Source organism: Paenibacillus tyrphae (genome assembly GCF_000722545.1).
Classification (GTDB): domain Bacteria; phylum Bacillota; class Bacilli; order Paenibacillales; family NBRC-103111; genus Paenibacillus_G; species Paenibacillus_G tyrfis.
Map to the genome: position 1 here is coordinate 402563 of NZ_JNVM01000006.1, position 17851 is coordinate 420413.

At 53.7% G+C, this 17851-nt stretch carries 18 protein-coding genes; 5 read left to right on the forward strand and 13 right to left on the reverse strand.

Annotated elements, in window-relative coordinates; translation table 11 throughout:
* Nucleotides 1-15: 15 nt before the first annotated feature.
* Nucleotides 16-1002 (forward strand): NAD(P)/FAD-dependent oxidoreductase, encoded by a 987-nt coding sequence (locus ET33_RS08720; protein WP_036679393.1) that lies wholly within the window; start codon nucleotides 16-18, stop codon nucleotides 1000-1002.
* Between the two features lie 102 nt (nucleotides 1003-1104).
* Here ET33_RS08720 and ET33_RS08725 read toward each other — a convergent pair whose 3' ends face one another.
* The 4 genes from ET33_RS08725 to ET33_RS08740 form a co-directional block, all read right to left on the reverse strand.
* Complete coding sequence (locus ET33_RS08725; protein WP_036679395.1) at nucleotides 1105-1941, reverse strand: carbohydrate ABC transporter permease; 837 nt, start codon at nucleotides 1939-1941, stop codon at nucleotides 1105-1107.
* A gap of 16 nt (nucleotides 1942-1957) precedes the next feature.
* Nucleotides 1958-2851, reverse strand: a complete 894-nt coding sequence (locus ET33_RS08730) for a carbohydrate ABC transporter permease (RefSeq protein WP_036679398.1) — start codon at nucleotides 2849-2851, stop codon at nucleotides 1958-1960.
* A 70-nt stretch (nucleotides 2852-2921) separates the two neighbouring features.
* Entirely contained in the window at nucleotides 2922-4205 is a 1284-nt protein-coding gene (locus ET33_RS08735) for an ABC transporter substrate-binding protein (RefSeq protein ID WP_036679400.1), read from the reverse strand.
* 323 nt (nucleotides 4206-4528) lie between these two features.
* On the reverse strand, nucleotides 4529-5686 hold the full coding sequence (locus tag ET33_RS08740; RefSeq protein WP_036679405.1) for a GntR family transcriptional regulator: 1158 nt from the start codon (nucleotides 5684-5686) through the stop codon (nucleotides 4529-4531).
* Between the two features lie 216 nt (nucleotides 5687-5902).
* Here ET33_RS08740 and ET33_RS08745 point away from each other — a divergent pair, with 216 nt between their 5' ends.
* Entirely contained in the window at nucleotides 5903-6427 is a 525-nt protein-coding gene (locus ET33_RS08745; RefSeq protein ID WP_152570608.1) for a hypothetical protein, read from the forward strand.
* Nucleotides 6428-6526: 99 nt separating this feature from the next.
* Here ET33_RS08745 and ET33_RS08750 read toward each other — a convergent pair whose 3' ends face one another.
* The 9 genes from ET33_RS08750 to sda all read right to left on the reverse strand — a co-directional run bounded on the left by ET33_RS08750 (nucleotide 6527) and on the right by sda (nucleotide 16044).
* Complete coding sequence (locus tag ET33_RS08750) at nucleotides 6527-7540, reverse strand: ABC transporter substrate-binding protein (protein ID WP_036679410.1); 1014 nt, start codon at nucleotides 7538-7540, stop codon at nucleotides 6527-6529.
* A 27-nt stretch (nucleotides 7541-7567) separates the two neighbouring features.
* Nucleotides 7568-8644 (reverse strand): ABC transporter ATP-binding protein, encoded by a 1077-nt coding sequence (locus ET33_RS08755; protein WP_036679415.1) that lies wholly within the window; start codon nucleotides 8642-8644, stop codon nucleotides 7568-7570.
* 12 nt (nucleotides 8645-8656) lie between these two features.
* On the reverse strand, nucleotides 8657-10333 hold the full coding sequence (locus ET33_RS08760) for an ABC transporter permease (protein ID WP_036679418.1): 1677 nt from the start codon (nucleotides 10331-10333) through the stop codon (nucleotides 8657-8659).
* Between the two features lie 260 nt (nucleotides 10334-10593).
* Nucleotides 10594-11670: an ABC transporter substrate-binding protein gene (locus ET33_RS08765; protein WP_036679420.1), complete on the reverse strand. Its 1077-nt coding sequence runs from the start codon at nucleotides 11668-11670 to the stop codon at nucleotides 10594-10596.
* A gap of 164 nt (nucleotides 11671-11834) precedes the next feature.
* Nucleotides 11835-13112 carry a PTS ascorbate transporter subunit IIC gene (locus ET33_RS08770; protein ID WP_036679425.1) on the reverse strand — a complete coding sequence of 426 codons (1278 nt, stop codon included), beginning with the start codon at nucleotides 13110-13112 and terminating at the stop codon, nucleotides 11835-11837.
* Nucleotides 13109-13432 carry a PTS sugar transporter subunit IIB gene (locus ET33_RS08775; RefSeq protein WP_036679428.1) on the reverse strand — a complete coding sequence of 108 codons (324 nt, stop codon included), beginning with the start codon at nucleotides 13430-13432 and terminating at the stop codon, nucleotides 13109-13111. The genes ET33_RS08770 and ET33_RS08775 overlap by 4 nt, the downstream gene beginning before the upstream one ends.
* Nucleotides 13416-15524: a BglG family transcription antiterminator gene (locus ET33_RS08780; RefSeq protein ID WP_036679432.1), complete on the reverse strand. Its 2109-nt coding sequence runs from the start codon at nucleotides 15522-15524 to the stop codon at nucleotides 13416-13418. The genes ET33_RS08775 and ET33_RS08780 overlap by 17 nt, the downstream gene beginning before the upstream one ends.
* Before the next feature lie 26 nt (nucleotides 15525-15550).
* Nucleotides 15551-15814 (reverse strand): HPr family phosphocarrier protein, encoded by a 264-nt coding sequence (locus tag ET33_RS08785; protein ID WP_036679435.1) that lies wholly within the window; start codon nucleotides 15812-15814, stop codon nucleotides 15551-15553.
* A 74-nt stretch (nucleotides 15815-15888) separates the two neighbouring features.
* Entirely contained in the window at nucleotides 15889-16044 is a 156-nt protein-coding gene (gene sda, locus ET33_RS08790; RefSeq protein ID WP_036679438.1) for a sporulation histidine kinase inhibitor Sda, read from the reverse strand.
* Between the two features lie 387 nt (nucleotides 16045-16431).
* Between sda and ET33_RS08795 the strand changes: the two genes are divergently transcribed.
* From ET33_RS08795 to ET33_RS08805, 3 genes are all read left to right on the forward strand, one after another.
* Nucleotides 16432-16728, forward strand: coding sequence for a DUF4870 domain-containing protein (locus ET33_RS08795; protein WP_036679441.1), 297 nt, complete (start codon nucleotides 16432-16434; stop codon nucleotides 16726-16728).
* A 141-nt stretch (nucleotides 16729-16869) separates the two neighbouring features.
* The gene (locus ET33_RS08800) at nucleotides 16870-17190 is read left to right on the forward strand and encodes a cyclic-phosphate processing receiver domain-containing protein (protein ID WP_036679443.1); all 321 of its coding nucleotides are present in this window, start codon (nucleotides 16870-16872) and stop codon (nucleotides 17188-17190) included.
* Nucleotides 17191-17295: 105 nt separating this feature from the next.
* Nucleotides 17296-17841, forward strand: a complete 546-nt coding sequence (locus ET33_RS08805; protein WP_051775194.1) for a hypothetical protein — start codon at nucleotides 17296-17298, stop codon at nucleotides 17839-17841.
* Nucleotides 17842-17851: the final 10 nt, after the last annotated feature.

Below are 17851 nucleotides of genomic sequence, written 5' to 3' on the forward strand. Positions count from 1 at the left end.
GGTGTTTGACCCACCATGAGCAGCGAAATCGTCGACATTATTATCGTGGGCGGCGGCCCGGCAGGGATGTTTGCGGCGTTTTACGGAGGAATGCGCCAAGCTTCCGTTAAATTGATTGAAAGCATGCCACAACTGGGCGGTCAGCTCGCAGCGCTTTATCCGGAGAAATACATCTATGACGTAGCCGGCTTTCCGAAGGTAACAGCGCAAGAGCTTGTTCATAATTTGGAAGCGCAAATGAAGCATTTCCCTCTTTCCATCTGCCTGGAAGAAAAGGTATTAAAAGTGGAGAAAAAAGACGAGCGCCTATTCGAAGTTACGACGGACAAAGGCGTGCATCAATCTAAAGCGGTCATCATTACCGGCGGCGTCGGCGCGTTCGAACCGAGAAAGCTCGAACTTCCGGAAGCCGCGCAATACGAGAAGAAAAACCTGCACTACTTCGTCAGCGACCTTAACCGCTTCGCAGGCCAAAAGGTACTGATCAGCGGCGGAGGCGATTCCGCGGTAGACTGGGCTCTGATGCTGGAACCGATCGCGGAGAAAGTAACGCTGATTCACCGCCGCGACAAATTCCGCGCGCATGAGCACAGCGTCGAGAATTTGATGAAGTCCAAGGTGGAAGTCGTCACTCCAACGGAAATCAAGAAGCTTGAAGGCCGTGACCAAATCGAGAAAGTCGTACTTGCCGACTGCAAGTCGGGCGAAGAGCGCGTCATCGATGTCGATGCCGTGATCGTCAACTTCGGCTTCGTCTCCTCCCTCGGCCCGATTGCCGAATGGGGACTGGACATTGACAATGGCTCCATCATCGTCGACTCGCGGATGGAAACCAGCATCCCAGGCATTTTCGCTGCCGGCGACATTACGACGTACCCCGGCAAGCTGAAGCTCATCGCCGTCGGTTTCGGCGAAGCGCCGACCGCGATCAACAACGCGAAGGTGTATATCGATCCGACAGCCAAGCTGTCCCCAGGCCACAGCAGCAACATGAAATTGTAAAAATACTTTCATCTATATAGGCTTTAACGAAAAGATCGCTCTGCTCCTACAAGACAAGAGCGATCTTTTTATTATTAACCAGCACAATTCCCGCCGAATCCGTTACCCCTTAATACCCGAAAACGTAATTCCCTGAATGAATTTTTTCTGGGTGAAGAAGAACAAAATCACGACGGGAACCGTCATCATCGTAGCGACCGCCATCATGAGCCCCCACTCCGAGCCCTTCTGATTCTGAAACTGCTGAAGCCCGAGCGACATCGTATACGAAGCTTCATTCGTCAAGTAAAGCAACGGACCGATAAAATCCGTCCAGCTGTTCATAAATTGAAACAGCGCCACCGACAAAACGGCGGGCTTGGCTAACGGGAGAATCACTTTCCAATAAATCGTGAATTCGTGCGCCCCGTCGATTCTCGCTGCGTCCAGCAATTCATCCGGAAGCCCCAGGAAAAACTGCCGGAGCAAAAAAATAAAAAACGGAGCGCCAAAAAACAGCGGAACGATTAAAGGCAGCGGCGTGCCGACCCATCCCAGTTTGTTAAACAACACGAATAACGGGATCATCGTGACCTGGCCGGGAATCATCATCACCGCTACCGTCAGGGCGAACAGCGCTTTTTTGCCGTTCCATCTCAGTTTGGCAAAGCTGTAGGCGATGAGTGGGCACGACAGAACGGCGCCGGCCGTGCTCAAAATGGTAATGACCACCGTGTTCTTGAGATAGGTGAAGAACGGAATGTACTCCATGGCGTCCGAGTAATTTTCCCATGTGAAGGGCTTCGGAATCCATTCCGGAGGCCAAGTGAAAATTTGCGTAGACGGCTTGAGCGAGGTAGAGACAAGCCATATAAACGGCGTAATAAAAAAGACGGAAGCCAGAAGCAAAACGACATGGGCCGACACGTTCGTCAGCCTGCTCTTCGATTTTCGGTTCACCGTGGATTCGCCCCCCTCATTTCCCCTGATAATGAACCCACCGCTTGGAGGTCGCAAACAAGATTCCGGTCAGCAGCATGATCGCCAAGAACAGGAGCCAGGCCATTGCCGATGCATAGCCCATTTTGAAATATTTGAATCCGTTATCATATAAATGCATGACGTAAAACATAAGCGAATGGGCCGGCGTTCCTTGCCCTTTGGTGAGCGTATACGGCAAAGTAAATTGTTGAAACGCCCCGATGACACCCATGACCAGATTGAAAAAAATAACCGGTGTCAGCAGCGGGAGCGTTACGCTTCGAACCTTCTGCAGCCAGCTCGCCCCATCCACTTCCGCCGCGTCGTAATAGTCCTGTGAAATATCCTGCAAACCGGCCAAATAGATGACCACGGCCTGACCGATTCCCCACAAAGACATCAGGATGAGGGACGGCTTGGACCAAAATTCGCTTCCCAGCCAGGCGGGGCCGGCGATCCCGAGCTTATCGAGCATGCCGTTCACCAAGCCGAAATGGGGATTCAGCAGCCACATCCACAAGACGGCCAGAGCGACCTGGGGAACCAGCGTCGGCAAAAAATAGAGCGTCCGGTAAACCGCCAGCCCTTTCACCTTCATGTTCAAAAACAAGGCGAGCATAACGCCGAACACAATGCTGAGCGGAACAAAGAACACGGCGAAGTATACGGTATTATAGACTGCCGCCCAAAAGACTTTATCCTGCATAAGCTCGCGGTAGTTGCGAAGACCGATGAACTCCCCCGGCTCCAAAATGCTGTAGGTGGTAAAGCTGAAGTAGATGGAAGCAGCCAGCGGGAGAAGGAAAAAGATAAACAAGCCGATCAGCCAGGGCGAAGCAAACAACCAGCCGTACAGCCTTTCGCCCGCTTCCACACTTTGTCTTGTCATCGCCGAACCTCCTGTGGCGGCAGCGATAGAGAAGCCGGAAGACGGCTCCCCTACCGCGTCCTCTCCAAAACTATTTATGTAATTCGGAGTTCACTTTTTGTGAAACTTCCTGCAAAATGTCTTTCGGCGTCCCTTTATCATGAATCGCGTTGTCCCTGGCTCGGGATAACTCGTTCCACAACAAGGAACCTGCGGATATGACGGGACGGTTATGGGATTGCGGAAGAATCTCCGCGAATTTCTTCGTCGCCGGGTCTTTAATCCCTTCGTTGACCGATGGGATGGTCGCCAGATTGCCGGTCGTCTCGCTGAATATTTTTTGCCCGTCCTTCCCTGCCGCGAATTTAATGAATTTCCAGGCGGCATCCGCATTTTTCGCGCCTTTGGGGATGATGTAGCTGAATCCGCCGGACCAGCTCGTAAACTTGTCGCCTGTCAGCGTAGGAATCGGGGTGACGCCGTAATTTAAAGCCGGCTTGTATTTTTTGATTCCGGCGATGCGCCACGGACCGCTGACGGTCATGCTAAGCTGCCCCGTGAGGAAGGGATTATCCGCTCCCGAGCCCGCCGAATCGGTAAAGGCGGCGACATCCTCAATGTTATATTTCTTGGCGTAGTCGCGCATCCATTCGAGCGCTTTGACCACATTCGGGTGATCCGCCGTTACTTTGTCGGCCGACTTGTCATAGAAATCGCCGCCAAAGGTCCAGCCCCACGTATAAATCCAGCCCTGATCGTACCAGGGGATAAATCCGATCCGCTCGAACCGCTTGCCTGTCTTCTTGGTCAGCTTCTCCGCCGCGGCTTCAAGCTCGGCGATCGTCTTCGGAGGATGCTCCGGGTCCAGTCCGACCTCCTTGAATTGTTCCTTGTTATAGTATAAAAGCCGGGAGTCCGTGTCGTTCGGGAGCCCGTACAGCTTTCCTTTGTACGTCGCTTCGGCCATCGCAAATTCATAGTAGTCGGAGGCGTTGATCTGGTCGGCCTTCGCTTTATCGGTCAGATCGGTCAATGATCCGCGCGCCGCCCAGGAACCGATTTCGAACCGGTCGAAATAAGCCGCATCGGGAGGATTTCCGCCCGCGATGGCGGCCAGAAGCTTCTCGTTCTGCCCCTCGCCCTGCTGAGCGATATAAGTCATATCAACCTGAATATCGGAATTTTGCTCGTGGAACGCTTTGACGATTTTCTCAAGCGCCTCTTTTTCCGTATCCGTATTGCCGTGCCAAAAGGTCACCTTTGTTTTTTGGGCGCCAGTTCCGTTTCCGGAATCCCCGCTGCCTGACGAACATCCGATCAAAACGACTGAAAGCGCTATCAACGATGCGAACGATCCCATTAAGCATTTGTTCATAGGTTTCACCGGATTGCCTCCCCATTTTGTAATCGGCTGCACAACCTGTAAAGGCTTTCATAATGATCGATACTTTCTTTCTGTTTCGAGCTCCCCCTTTGCTTAAAAATAAAAGCACATTGATATACCAACTTTGATATACCAACATGCTAATTATATTAACATCATCTTTTATTTGTGTCAATTCAGTGATTTTCTTGAAAACACAATAAAAATTCGCTTATTTTGCCGATTTTTGTTATAAAACAACGATCTCCCCCGATATTTTTTCACAAAAAAATATGGTATATCAATATACCATATCATAAATTCAATATTCATTTTCATATCGGGTCTCGTTGTGATCTGATCTTCAGCTTAAAGCCGACAGGGTTCAACAGCGGGACTTCCCGGCGTTCCAATTGCGCCAACAGCAGCTCCGCCGCCTTTTGTCCGATTTCCCGTTCGTCTTGAAGAATGTGGGTTAACGGAAAGTAGCCATGGCGGGAATAGATCATATCGAAGCACACGACTTCGCAGTCGTGATGTCTGTCGAGCTGGCGAAGCACATGGGAAAGCAGAATCGCGTTGTCGTATTCGCAAGCGAATATGGCCGTAATCGAAGGATTCTCGTCCAAGAAAGCTTTCAGCGGTCCGGTATCCCATCCCATAGGATCGGCCGCGTCGTACGCCATGGTATTGAGGGCAGGCATGTCCGTGAAGATGGAGTTTACTCCGATCGCCATCCCCCGCTTCAAAAAGGCGCTCGTGAAGCCTTGAATCCGCTCCTCGATCGACGACGTGTTTTCGGCCGGAGCCGAAACGAAAACGATCTGCTCATGCCCCTGGTCGAGCAAATAGTCCGTCAGCACGCCGGCCGCTTGCTTATGATCGGTATATACGGAGCAAGCCGGAATCCCGGGGAGATATTTATCGATTAGCACGAGGGGAAATTTTCGATAAACTAATTTTAACAGTTCCTCGTTGTAATGCTCTCCGTTGACAGGGGATACGATGAGACCGTCTACGCCGTAGTCGAGCAGCGAACGGATGAACTGCTCCTCCAGCTCCTTCTTGCCGTATGTGCATTTGACGATCAAATGATAATTCCGCGCGGAAAGCGTCCTTTCCACCGTACGAAGAATGTTGAGGCCGAAGGAAGCGGAAAAATACGAAGCAATAATGCCGATCGTTACTTTCTCTGCTGCGCCGCCGGTCGGGCCGCTCAGCTGGAAGGACTCTTCCTTATCCGCAGCATGGCCGAATTCAGCGAACTGCGTACTGTCGAAATGCTCCGAAACATAGGACCCCTTGCCGCGAATTCTGGTGACGACGCCGTACTGTGCGAGTTTCTCCAGCGCTTTTTTTGAAGTGATCCGGCTGACCCCGAATTGATCCGCCAATTCTTTTTCCGACGGGACTCTTTCTTTCGGTTTAAGTTGTCCGAGTTCAATTTTTTTTAACAGATGCTGGATTATTTTCTCGTAAATCGGAGTCCCCATCGTTTCATCCCTCTTGCTTGTTATGTTAACATACCAATTAGAGTGTAACATAGCGCCTTCTTACAGGCAAATAGGAAATTCCTTACGCAGAAAATTGACAACGTTCTATTTTTATAGCATAACGTATTTTTTCATCAGATTTTAAGAAAAATAGAGTATAGTATGCCTATCCTATCAGAGGGGGAAATAGAATTGCTCTCGCAGGAAGCCAACGAAATGAAACAACCATGGATCCCCCGTAGAGAAAGATTGTGGGTAGCAGCTGCAATTGTCGTATCCGTGCTGCTTGTGCTGTGGGAACTCTGGAGTTTGCTGCATCTTCCGTCGTCAACCGTGCATAGCCGGAGTTTCGAGCATACGTTTAAGAACTATGGCTCGATAGCAAGAATAGCTTTGTTCTTCGTCTTGGCGAATTACGTGCTTGCCTTTATAATCAAACAGCGTATATGGGATCGAATGGGCAACCCGAAGAAATGGATAGCTGCCCTGCTTCGCTTCGCGCGAAAGTGGCATACTCCTATCGCGATTGTTGCCATTGCTTTTATTTTGCTTCATGCGGTTGCCGTCTTCATGTATGGCATTAAATTGGATTTCCATAATATGAGCGGGCTGCTTGCGCTGTTCGTCTTGCTACCGGTACCGGTTTCCGGCTTGTTGAGATATAGGCGAATGGACCGAAAGTGGCATTTACGGTCTGGACTGGCTTTTGCTTTTTTGTTTCTGATTCACGCATTCGTATAGTAAAAAGCCAGGTCAACGGACCTGGCTAGAACAAAACCCGGCCAAAATAGCCGGGTTTCGTTTTATTAGATGCCCTTTATCCTTTGGTTCTGAGGCTGCTCATCGGCCGCCCTGCACTTCCTTTACCCAGCGCTCGATCAGCCGGCTGCGGTTGGCTCCCGCCCAAGTCTGATCGTACGGCACGATGCGCAGCGCGTCCAAAGCGACCGCTTCCTCGGGAGATACCGCCTCCCGGTTCGTCAGCCACTGGTAATTGCCGACCTGCTTGCCGAGCTCCTGCGCCTGCTTCGTCAGCGCCCAGTCGATAAAGGTCTGCGCTTCCTTCTCATTCGGACCGCCCTGGATCATGCCCATCGCGCCGATTTCGTATCCGGTGCCTTCACCCGGGTAATGGATCAGCAGATCGCGAAAGCCTTCCTTGTAAAACTTGACGGCATCGTGCGCGAACATGATGGCCGTTCCCGCCTCGCCCATCCCGACGCTGCGCCCGGGCGTGCTCCCGCTCGTCGTATAGCTGCGGACCTGTCCTTGCAGCTTCTTCAAGTAATCGAACGCTTTCTCTTCGCCCCACAGCTGCACAAGCGTGGCCAATATCGTATAAGCCGTACCCGAAGATCTCGGATCGGCCATGACGATCATCCCTTTGTACTTCGGATTGAGCAAATCTTCCCAGGTTTGCGGCACCGACAACCCGACGTCCTGCAGCCATTTGCGGTTGGAGACCAAGGCCAGAGCGCCGACGTAAACGCCGATCCAATAGTTGTCCGGATCTTTGTATTTCTCGTCAATCCACTTGGCATTCGGCGACAAGTAAGGAGCCAGCAGCCCCTCCGCTTTCGCCTGGACGAACGTATCCGCGGGACCGCCGTACCAGACGCTCGCTTTCGGGGCGCTTCGCTCCGCGCGTATGCGCGCCAGGATTTCCCCGCCCGACATGCGGACGTAGGAGGTTTTGATGCCCGTTTCCTTCTGGAACGCTTCTACGACTTTAATCGCGTGATCTTCGTACAATCCTGCATAAATGGTTAACGTTCCTTTGCGCTCGGAAGCGCAGGAGGTCAGCACGGCAGCGCAAAGGATAAGGATTAATGCTCCCCGCCATCTCTTGTTCATGCCTGCTGCCCCCTTGCTGTCTGTAGTTTAGGCCGGAACGACTTGAATCGAATGCTCGGGAAATTCGAGCGTCACGTGCTCCCCGGTCGAGAAAACCGAGCCTGCGACCGGATTATGCTGGGTGACCTGAAACGTTTTGCCGCCGAAATCGATCTCGTATTCCTGCGTTTGTCCCATGAAGACGCTCTTCGTAATGACCGCGTTGTTGTTCGCCGTCTTCAAGATGACGACGGATTCCGGCCGGATGACCAGCGCTACCTGCTGTCCCGCCGTCACTTCCGCATGGTTCGCTGCTACCATTATACCCATTGGCGTATCGATCTCCAAGCGGTCCTCGGCGACCCGCGCCACCTTGCCTTCAACGAAATTGGCCGAGCCGATAAAGTCGGCGACAAATTTCGTCTTCGGTCTTTGGTAAATTTCCTGCGGCGTGCCGATCTGCTCGATCCGCCCTTTGTTCATGACGATGACGACGTCGCTCATGTACATCGCTTCGCTCTGATCGTGCGTGACATAGACCGCGGTGATGCCGAGCGTCCGCTGAATGCGGCGGATTTCGTCGCGCATGACGATGCGCAGCTTGGCGTCGAGATTGGACAGCGGCTCGTCGAACAACAGCACGCTCGGCTCCATCACAAGCGCCCGGGCCAGCGCAACGCGCTGCTGTTGGCCGCCGGACATTTGGGAAGGCATGCGTTCCTTGTACTCGTTCAGATTCATGATTTCGAGCACGCGCGATACTTTTTCCCGAATGACGGCTTGATCGAATTTTTTGATTTTAAGCCCGTAGGCGACATTGTCCCATACATTCAAATGCGGGAACAAAGCGTACGACTGAAACACCATCGTGCAATCCCGCTTATTCGGCGGAATATCGTTTACCGGCTGGTCCCCGAACAAAATTTCACCGGAGGTAATATCCTCGAAGCCCGCAATCATGCGCAGCGTCGTCGTTTTGCCGCAGCCGGACGGACCGAGCAGCGTGGCGAATTGCCCCTCTTCGATGACCAGATTGACATCGGATACCGCATTCGACGGCTGCTTGGTGCCCAAGCCCGCATAAGCTTTCGTAACCTGTTTGAGCGTGACCGATTTGGCTGCCAAGTCTTTCTCCCCCTACATTAACGTTTTTTCTTTGCTGCCGCCGACGAAGCGAAGCAGCAGATTAAGCAGCAGCAAGGCTGCGATCATGATCGCGATCAGAATCGTGCAGTACGCGCTGGCAACGCCGATCCGTCCGGATTCCACCTGCGTGAGAATGGATGCCGTGATCAAGTTGTATTTTGCCGAGATAAGGAAAATGACGGCGCTCATCGCGGTCATGCTTTTGACGAACCCGTATACAAGTCCGCTGTAAAAGGCCGGCTTGATGAGCGGCAGGACGACGGTGAAAAAGTTGCGCGCCTGTCCGGCCCCCAAGTTCGTCGCCGCCTCTTCGATCGACGGATCGATCTGCTGTAAGGACGCGATCCCGGACCGGATGCCGACCGGAATGGCCCGCACGACGAACGCGACGATAATGATCAGCGCCGTGCCCGTGAGCGCAAGCGGAGCCTGGTTAAACGCCAAAATATACGAAATCCCGATGACCGTCCCCGGAATGGCGATGGACAACATGCTGACGAATTCGAGCGCTTTTTTCCCGATGAACCGCTTGCGGACGATCAGGAAAGCGATGATCATGCCGAGCAAGCCGGCAATTGGCGTCGCGATGATCGACAGCACCAGCGTGTCCTTCATCGATTTTTGACCGAGCGAGAACACGTACTTGTAATGATCCCAGGTGAAGCTGTTGTTAATGCCCCACAGCTTGATGAACGAGCCGATCGGCACGAGCAGGTAGAACGCGATGACGATAACCGATAGCAGCATGCACAGCACGAACAGCGCCTGCCGCGTTATCCCTTTCTCGATCAGACGGCGGCCGTGGGCAGGTTTGCCGGTAACGGTGACGTAGCTTTTTTTGCCGATCCAAAATTTTTGCAGCGCGTAAATCAGAAACGTGATGCTCATCAGCACCATCGCCAACGCAGCGCCGGCTTGAATATCATAGCTGCCGACCGCTTGCAGGTAAATTTCGCGGGCGACGGTGGTGTAGTTGCCGCCGAGCGTCATCGGATTGCCGAAATCGGCCAGCGATTGCACGAATACAAGCAGAAACGCGTTCGCAATCCCCGGCATCGTCAGCGGCAGCGTGACGTTCAGGAACGTGCGCAGCCGCCCCGCGCCCATGTTCATGCTCGCTTCTTCCAGCGACGGGCTGATCGAGCGAAGCAAGCCGGCCAGCACGAGGAAAGCGACCGGGAAATACGTCAACGTTTGGACGAGCACCAGGCCTTTGAAGCCGTAAATGTTGGCGTTTTCCAAACCGAGCAGATGCTTGGAAACGAAGCCCTGCTTGCCGAACAGCAAAATCGCGGAAAGCGAGATGACGAACGGCGGGGAAATGACCGGTAATATCGCGACGGCGTTAAACAGCTTTTTGAACGGAACCTTCACGTACGCAAACGTATAAGCGAACATGTAGGCGATGGCCGTCGACAGAACGGATACGATGACTGCCAAGAGCAAGGAGTTTTTCAATGCTTCGAACAGCTGTCCGCCCGACAAAACGCCCACATACGCGCTGAGCGAAACCGATCCGTCCGGGTTGATAAAGCTGCTTTTTAAGATTTGATACAGCGGATAGACGATAAATACCGCCAGACACGCCATGACGAGCAGGATGCAGAGCAGAAGCAGCGGTTCCCGCGTCAGTCTGCGGAGCTCGCTTGCGGTACGGTTCCATGACATGGGCCACAGGCTCCTTTCTTGGGTGGGCCGGGACGGTCTTTGGATTTGGGGCGGGAAATGCAGGATTCTCTTTGGCGATGCCGTGGAGTATATCCCTCCGGCCGCTCTTGAAATCCGTGAAATTTTGATTAGATTTTCATGGTGTTTTCACGGATTTCAAAGGCGGACGTAAACTCCTCCGGGATATACTCCACTTTTCGCAGAGAAAATCTAACAACATCTTCCCGTTCCCGGGAAAATTCAAGGACCGTCCCGGAGTATTATTTCTTCACTTCGCTGTTCCATTTGTCGAGCAGGCGTTTGCGCTCTTTGCCCGCTTCCGTAGGATCGTATTGGATCGGGTTGATATCGGACAGCTTGATTGCCTTTTTCGGCTCTTTCGCGTCTGGGTTCGTCAAGTTCTGGTAGCTGCCTGTGCGCTGTCCGACTTCCTGCGCGCTTGCACCGAGCGACCAATCGACGAATTTTTGCGCCAGCTCTTGGTTTTTCGTATTTTTGATGACCGCGACGGCGCCGGTTTCATAGCCTGTCCCATCTTTAGGGATCGTCAGCTCCATCGTGTCGAAGCCTTCCTCTTGGTACTTGATGACGTCGTGCGCGAACAGCACGCCCACGGCCGCTTCGCCCATCCCGACCATACGCCCCGGAGCGGAGCCGCTAGTCGTGTACTGTTGAACTTGCGGGTGCAGCTTTTTCAAGTAATCGAATCCTTTGTCTTCCGATCCTTTCACTTTCAATACCGTGTAGAGAGCGGTATAGGCCGTGCCGGACGAAGCCGGGTTCGCCATGACGATTTGTCCTTTATACGCAGGATTCAGCAGGTCTTCCCACGTTTGCGGCGCTTGCAGGTTATGATCCTTCAGAAACTTCTTGTTCGACGCAAAGCCGAGGAACCCGACATAAATCCCGGTCCAATGCCCGTTCGGATCTTTATACTTCGCGTCCACCTTCTCGGCAGCCGGCGATTTGTAAGGCGCGAGCAGCCCTTCGTTCATTGCGGCGACGAATGTGTCCGCCGGGCCGCCGTACCAGATATCCGCCTGCGGGTTGTCTTTCTCCGCACGGATTTTGGCGAGGATCTCGCCACCGGACATACGGACCATATCGGCTTGAATCCCGGTGTCCTTCGTGAACTGCTTCATCGCCTCGACGGCGTGGTCTTCCTGGAATCCGACGTATACGGTCAGCTTGCCTTTGGACTTGTCCGTTTTCGATGCTTCGCCGGATGCCGGAGCAGATGCGGCTCCGCCGGAAGCAGGCTTATCGGCGCTGCCGCAGCCGGCAGCTACGGATGCGGTCAAGATTACGGCGAGCGTAGCGGATAGTGCTTTTTTCATTTTTTGTAACGACTCCCTTCGGTTGCTTGGATAGCTATATCATAAGTGAAGCGTTTCCACCCCGGAAGTTTAAGTCTTTGCCACATCAAACGGCAAAAAATAAAACCTCCGGCCCATGACCATAAGATCATGAACCGGAGGCTCAAGCCAAGCAACAACCCGTATTAACCGGCCACTATGCCGAACAAGCGAAGCAGGCCGTTCAAAATCAGCCCGACGACGGCAAAATCCGTATCCGCGAACGTCGCCCGGACGAAGCCGAGGCTGGAGAGCAGCGGCAGCAAAAAGACCGGCAGCAGCGTAATGACGAAGCCGTGGCACAGCGCAGCGACGATCAGCCCTCTCCGGCCGCCGACCTGATACGCGATGACGCCGGAAGCGCCTCCCGAGAAAAAATGCGGGATGACGCCGGGAATGATGACCGTGTACTGGAATGCCATGAGCGTGCCCATCGCGGCAAGCCCGCCGAGGAAGCTGAGCAGGAAGCCGAGCGCCGCCGCAATGGGCGCGTACGTGAACAAAACCGGGCAATCCAGCGCCGGAATCGCTCCCGGCACGATTTTTTCGGCAATGCCGTTAAAGGCGGGAATAATTTCGGCCAGCATCATTCGTACCCCAGACAAAATAACGAACACGCCGGCCGTGAACCAAATCGCCTGAATGGCCGAGACGACGACCGGATGACGACCGGAAAACATCTCGGACAGCGCTTCGGCCGGCACGAACAAGCTGGACAAGCCAAACAGCAGTAGCGTAAAGACGGCGATGACGACCATATGGTCCTGGAAAAACGGATAAATCCGTTTCAAGCCTTCCGGCATCGGCTTCTTTTCCTTCGTCCCCACCAACTGCGCGATCACTCCCGAAAGCGCATAGCCTACGCTGTTGAAATGCCCGATGGCGAACTCGCTGCCCCCGGTCGCTTGCCGGACGTACCGCTGGCTCACCGCCGGTCCGAACGACATGGCAAGCGCCAAGAACAGCCCGCCCCATCCGTACAGCTGCCAAGCCGGAAGATGGGCCGAATCGAGCAAAGCCGCCAGCATCGACGCCATGAAAAGCATGTGATGGCCGGTAAGGAATACATACTTGAACGGCGTCCAGCGGGCGATAGCCAGATGAAGCGCCATGCCGATCAGCATGATAACCGCGATCTCGCGACCGTAGTTGATCTGAGCAAGCCCCGCAATCGTCTCGTTGTGCGGCATAATGCCGATCATTTGCAGCCCGCGCTGCACGATAATCGACAGATTGGATAAAGACGAACCGGCGGCGGAAGCTCCGATCTGCAGCAAAATATACCCGAGCATCGTTTTGATCGTACCGCTCAGCAGCTTTTGCGGAGAAGCTTTTTGCAGCAGCAGTCCGATCAAGGCAATAACCCCGAGCAAAAAGGCCGGTTCGCCGAGCAGCCCTTTATTGATAATTTGCGACCAGTTCATTCCCGCAATCCCTTCTCCCGTTCCCGCCAGGCCAGAAAACGCGGGCTTTCCAGCAGCTTGGTCCGCAAATAATTCCGGTCCGTCATATTTTCCAGCGGTATCCATTCGGCTTGCTCCAGCAGCCTGGGAGGCAAAGAATCGGCGATATGGTGAGCGCCGACAATCAAGTCCGCGGCTGGACTTAAGCCGAGCGACGCGACATCCATATGCTCGATGTCGGCGCGGAGCCCCTGCTCCCGAAGCAGCGCTTCGAGATGGATGCGGATCATCAGACTGGTGCCGAGGCCGCTTGTGCAAACCACGTTAATTTTCAGCGTCAAGCGTCTCGCCCTCCTTTGCCTTCAAACGATCCCATACGGCAGCCGCATCGTCGGCCCGTTTCAGAAATTCCATGAACGCCGCATCGCCAAACACGTCCAGCAGCGTGGATAACGCGGTCAAATGCGACGTCTTGTCCGCAGCGGCCAGCGTAACGAGCAGCCACACCGGCTGCCCCGACGGTCCAAGCGGTACAGGCTCCGTCAACGTGACCAGGCTGAAGCCGGTGCCCCATACGCCATCCTGTGGCGATGCATGCGGAAAGGCAATGCCTTCCCCGATGACAAAATAATGCTTCTGCCCGCCAATCATTTGGAGCAGTTTTTCTTCATACTGAAGCCCGATGATTCCCCGCTCGCGCAGCAGCCTGCTGCCCAGCCGCACCGCCTCTTCCCAGTATTCGGCCGTTTGCCCGGTCAGGATCGAGCCGGCGGGCAGCAGATCCGTCAGCCGCTGAAGCCCTTTGTGGCCGGATACGCCTCCGCCCTGCAGCAGATGGATAAGATCCTCCAGCAGCCGATTCCGGTTGCGAACATCGGCATGCCGCTCGACGATACGGACGATCTCGCCCACCCGCTGCAGCGTATCGGCTTCCATCGGCCGCCCCAGCGGCGACACGCCGAGCAAACGCCCGATTGTGCTCTCGTCCTCGGGGCTCAGCAGCGGCGACACTTTGATCACCTGCACCGGAAGCGACAGTTGAATCTCGATCGTCGATAAAATCGCGTCGATTTGCTCGAACGGCAGCTGCTTGAGCTCCTTGTAAGCGAATCTCCCGGCAATTTCCAGCACAGGGAACATCGACTCCAGCCTCCGCTGAAGAATCGCCGACGAGCCGAGGCCGGAGCTGCATACGATCGCTACCCGTTTCCGGACCGCGCTTACGGCATGCGATAGCCCGCTGCTTAAATGCAAAGAGATGTAACCGATTTCATCACGGTCGAAGCAAACGCCATGCTCCTGCAGCACCCGATTGACCACCTCTTGCGTCACGTCGAGCAGCGAAGCATATTCCTGCTCCAGCTGCGGCAGCAGCGGATTCGCGCTCTGCAGCCCGAATTTGGCACGGTACATCGCAGGCTTCAAATGGACGGACAGCCCGTGCACCACCTGTTCGGTACGCTGAAGCGGCCGATGCAGCTCCTGCTCCACCTCCATGACGATCCGTTTGGCCAGCTGGACGTAAACGGACTGTTCCGCCTTGGCATCCTGCGCTTTTTGCGCACCCAGAATGTGCTGGGTAATATAGCCCGCTTCCTCCAAGGGCACCTCAAGCTGAAAATAACGCTCCATTTCCGGCAGCGCAAGCTGTCGGACAACCCGGAACTCCTCCGCTTCGCTCACCTCGCCGAACAGCTCCGGGTCCATTTGAATGCGGTGGTTGTTTTTCAGCCGCTCGACGGCCATCAGCAGGTGAAGGACTAGTGCCGAATACCCCGCATCCGTAAATTCGACGTTCAGCTTGCGCTCTAGCATCCGCACGATATCGAATAAAAACTGCGCATCCTTAGGCGAGAACCACGGGTTCCACAGATTCGTTCCCCCCATCCGGTCTTCCCGGTCCCCAAGAACGACCCGGAGAACATTCTCATCCGTAATCTCCAGCCGCAGCAGTTCGAGATAAGCCGATCTTTTTTTCCGTTCGTCCCCCAGCACCCGAATCCATCCGCCCTCTCTGGCGAGCTTCAGGTCTTTACCGCCCAGCAGCTTGGTGACTTCCGCGAGATCGCTCAGCAGCGTGCTTTTGCTGATTTTCAGCTCTTCCTGCACCTCGTCCATCCGCAGCTTGGACGATTCCAGCAGGCGCTTGGCAAGCCAGCGCGACCGCCGCTCCGCATCGAGATGATCCGGCCGTTCTCTAAGCAGACGCTCAAGCTTCTCCCGCCCGTCCTCGTCTATGATAAGCGCAATGCCGTGCTTGCGGTTGCGCTCGATCCCGATGTCGTACCCGGCCAGCCAGTCTTCGATCTGCAGCAGATCGTGGCGAACGGTCCGCGCCGAAATGCCATACTCTGACTGAAACCGGTCCACAGGCACAAATCCGCGTTGTTCCAATAGTTCCGTCAATATGCTCTGCTGTCTTGCGGATAACATGCTCTTCTGCCTCCGTAGCCGTAAACTTAAGTGGAAAACGATCGCGAGGCTAAGCCCGCAAGAGCAGCAAGCGCCTCTTGCTCGTCCGGTCCGCTTGCGCACACCTCAAGCTCTGCACCGCCCGGAACGGCGAGCGCCATGAGCCCGAGCGCGCTTTTGCCGTCGACCGTTTTGTCCCGGAACGTCACGGTAATATGACTTTGAAAGGTCTGCGCAAGGCTCACCCACCGCGAAACCGGTCTGGCGTGAAAGCCAAGCGGCACATGTACAGCAATCGTTAATCGCTCCATCGTTTCTCTCCCACGCCCCGTCATAGTCGGAACTATTATATCATAGATTTTCTCGATAAAAGAAAAAAGCCCGGTCAGCTGACCTGGGCTTTACCTTCTCTGTAAAAGTCTAAGTTGATTTGTCTCCTCTTGATCTCGTCTAACAACAATTCGACAAAATCTTCTTCGAGTTTCAAATCGACGGCTTTGAAATAGGAGTCCACTAAAATCTCATTACTGATCAGTTTCATGGAACAACTCACCTTATTCTGTAATGTAAAATTATATTAACATGCGCCCAAAATTAGAACAAGCGTTCCGTTATCCACATGAAATTGTGCATATCTTGTGAGTATTCTGTTAATAAGTGTCGAATACATGTCATTGGCGGGGTGTATAGTGTGGACAAAGTTATACACAAGCTGCGTACCGATTTCGTGATAAAAAAATATGATCGATTTACGACCATTTATAACCAATTAATCTAATATAGAGTAATTATGGATTACGCATGTTATTTATTGTTTAAACTTGAAACTATGCAGCGGGGCGATGCAAACCCGAAACCGGCTGCCGCCTCCGACGTAAGTAGTCATAACATCGATGGATTTTGATATACGAAGAAGGGAGCATCCCTCATGGATACACGTAGACTGATCGCTTCGCTTTGTTATTTCAGCATCTTTTTCGCCGGATTCCTTGTACCGGTTGTCGTGTACTTCGTCACCAACGACGGCTGGGTCCGCGAACACGCCAAAAAAGCGCTTCTCTCGCACATCCTGCCGTTCCTTTCACTGATCTTCTTCCTCATCATCTGGATCGCGACGATCTCGGTCACCTCCACGATTTTTCTGGGCGTCATCAGCCTGATTCTGTATTTCGTCGTTATGATCTGGAATGTGATCAAAGGCATTCAAGTTCTGCTGGAACAGTAACAGCCACGCTGCGGACGCCACTTCGACCAAGAAGTGGCGTTTTTGGCGTTCACCGGATAAACGGCATGCCGCGCTGTGCCGCAGTCCAAGCAATCTAAGCGTGCGGTGCGTATGCTGGAAGTCAAAGAGAGGCGATGGCATATGACGAACGTGTACTTAGATGATCTGCGTCCTTGTCCGAAAGGCTTTACGCTGGCAAGGTCGGTCGAGCAGTGCATCGATTTGATGAAAGCTGGACCGGTTAACATCTTGTCGCTCGATCACGATTTGGGTCTCGGCAAAGCCAGCGGCTACGATCTGGTCAAATATATGGTCGAGAAAAGCTTGTATGCAAAAAAAGAAATTATTATTCACAGCGCCAACCCGATCGGGCGGCATCTCATGTGGACCCTGCTGCACAAGCATAAGCCAAGCCATGTCAAGCTGTCGGTTCGACCGCAGCCGTTGGCGTTTAAGATTTAACCGGCGGATGCGGATATGATACAATGAAGTATCCGTTCGCACGTTCGCTGCCAACTACAGCAGGGACCCGCGGAATAAACCTATGGCTTAGATAGGAGCAGTCACGTGAATGCCAATGTGCTGAATTTTGAAGGAAACTCGCCGAAAGAGGAGGCCAAAGCTAAGCTCGCCGCTAACCCGGATATCATGTTCGAAGAGCTTCAAACGATTGCGATCCGACGGAAGGACGCCGACTTTTGGCTGAAATTTGCTTCTGAATGGGGCGGGGCTTTGTATTTGCTGGACGAAAAAAACTTCAAGCAGTTCGAGCGCGAGGAGATCGACCCGCAGGCGTTTGAGTTTGCACGGAGAACGTATCGGCTCGGCCTGATTACGCTAAGCGTCTTGTATGACAAGCTGAAGGCTTGGTCGGATTCGAATCCGCAAGAGGACTACCGGCTGGCGATGAATGTATTGGAATGTTACTTTTTGCCGAGCTACCTGGACGACTACGGCCGCGCCTACGCGCCGGGAAAGAAACAGGGCCAAGCCTACGTCGAAGCGATTCGGCAAGCCTTCGGCGAAGACGGCGGCCTCAAGCAAAAGGCGGAAGCCCTGCAAGCGCTTGTGCACGAATATATCGAGCACCTGCATGTCTACGCCAAACAGTGAGACGGCTTGC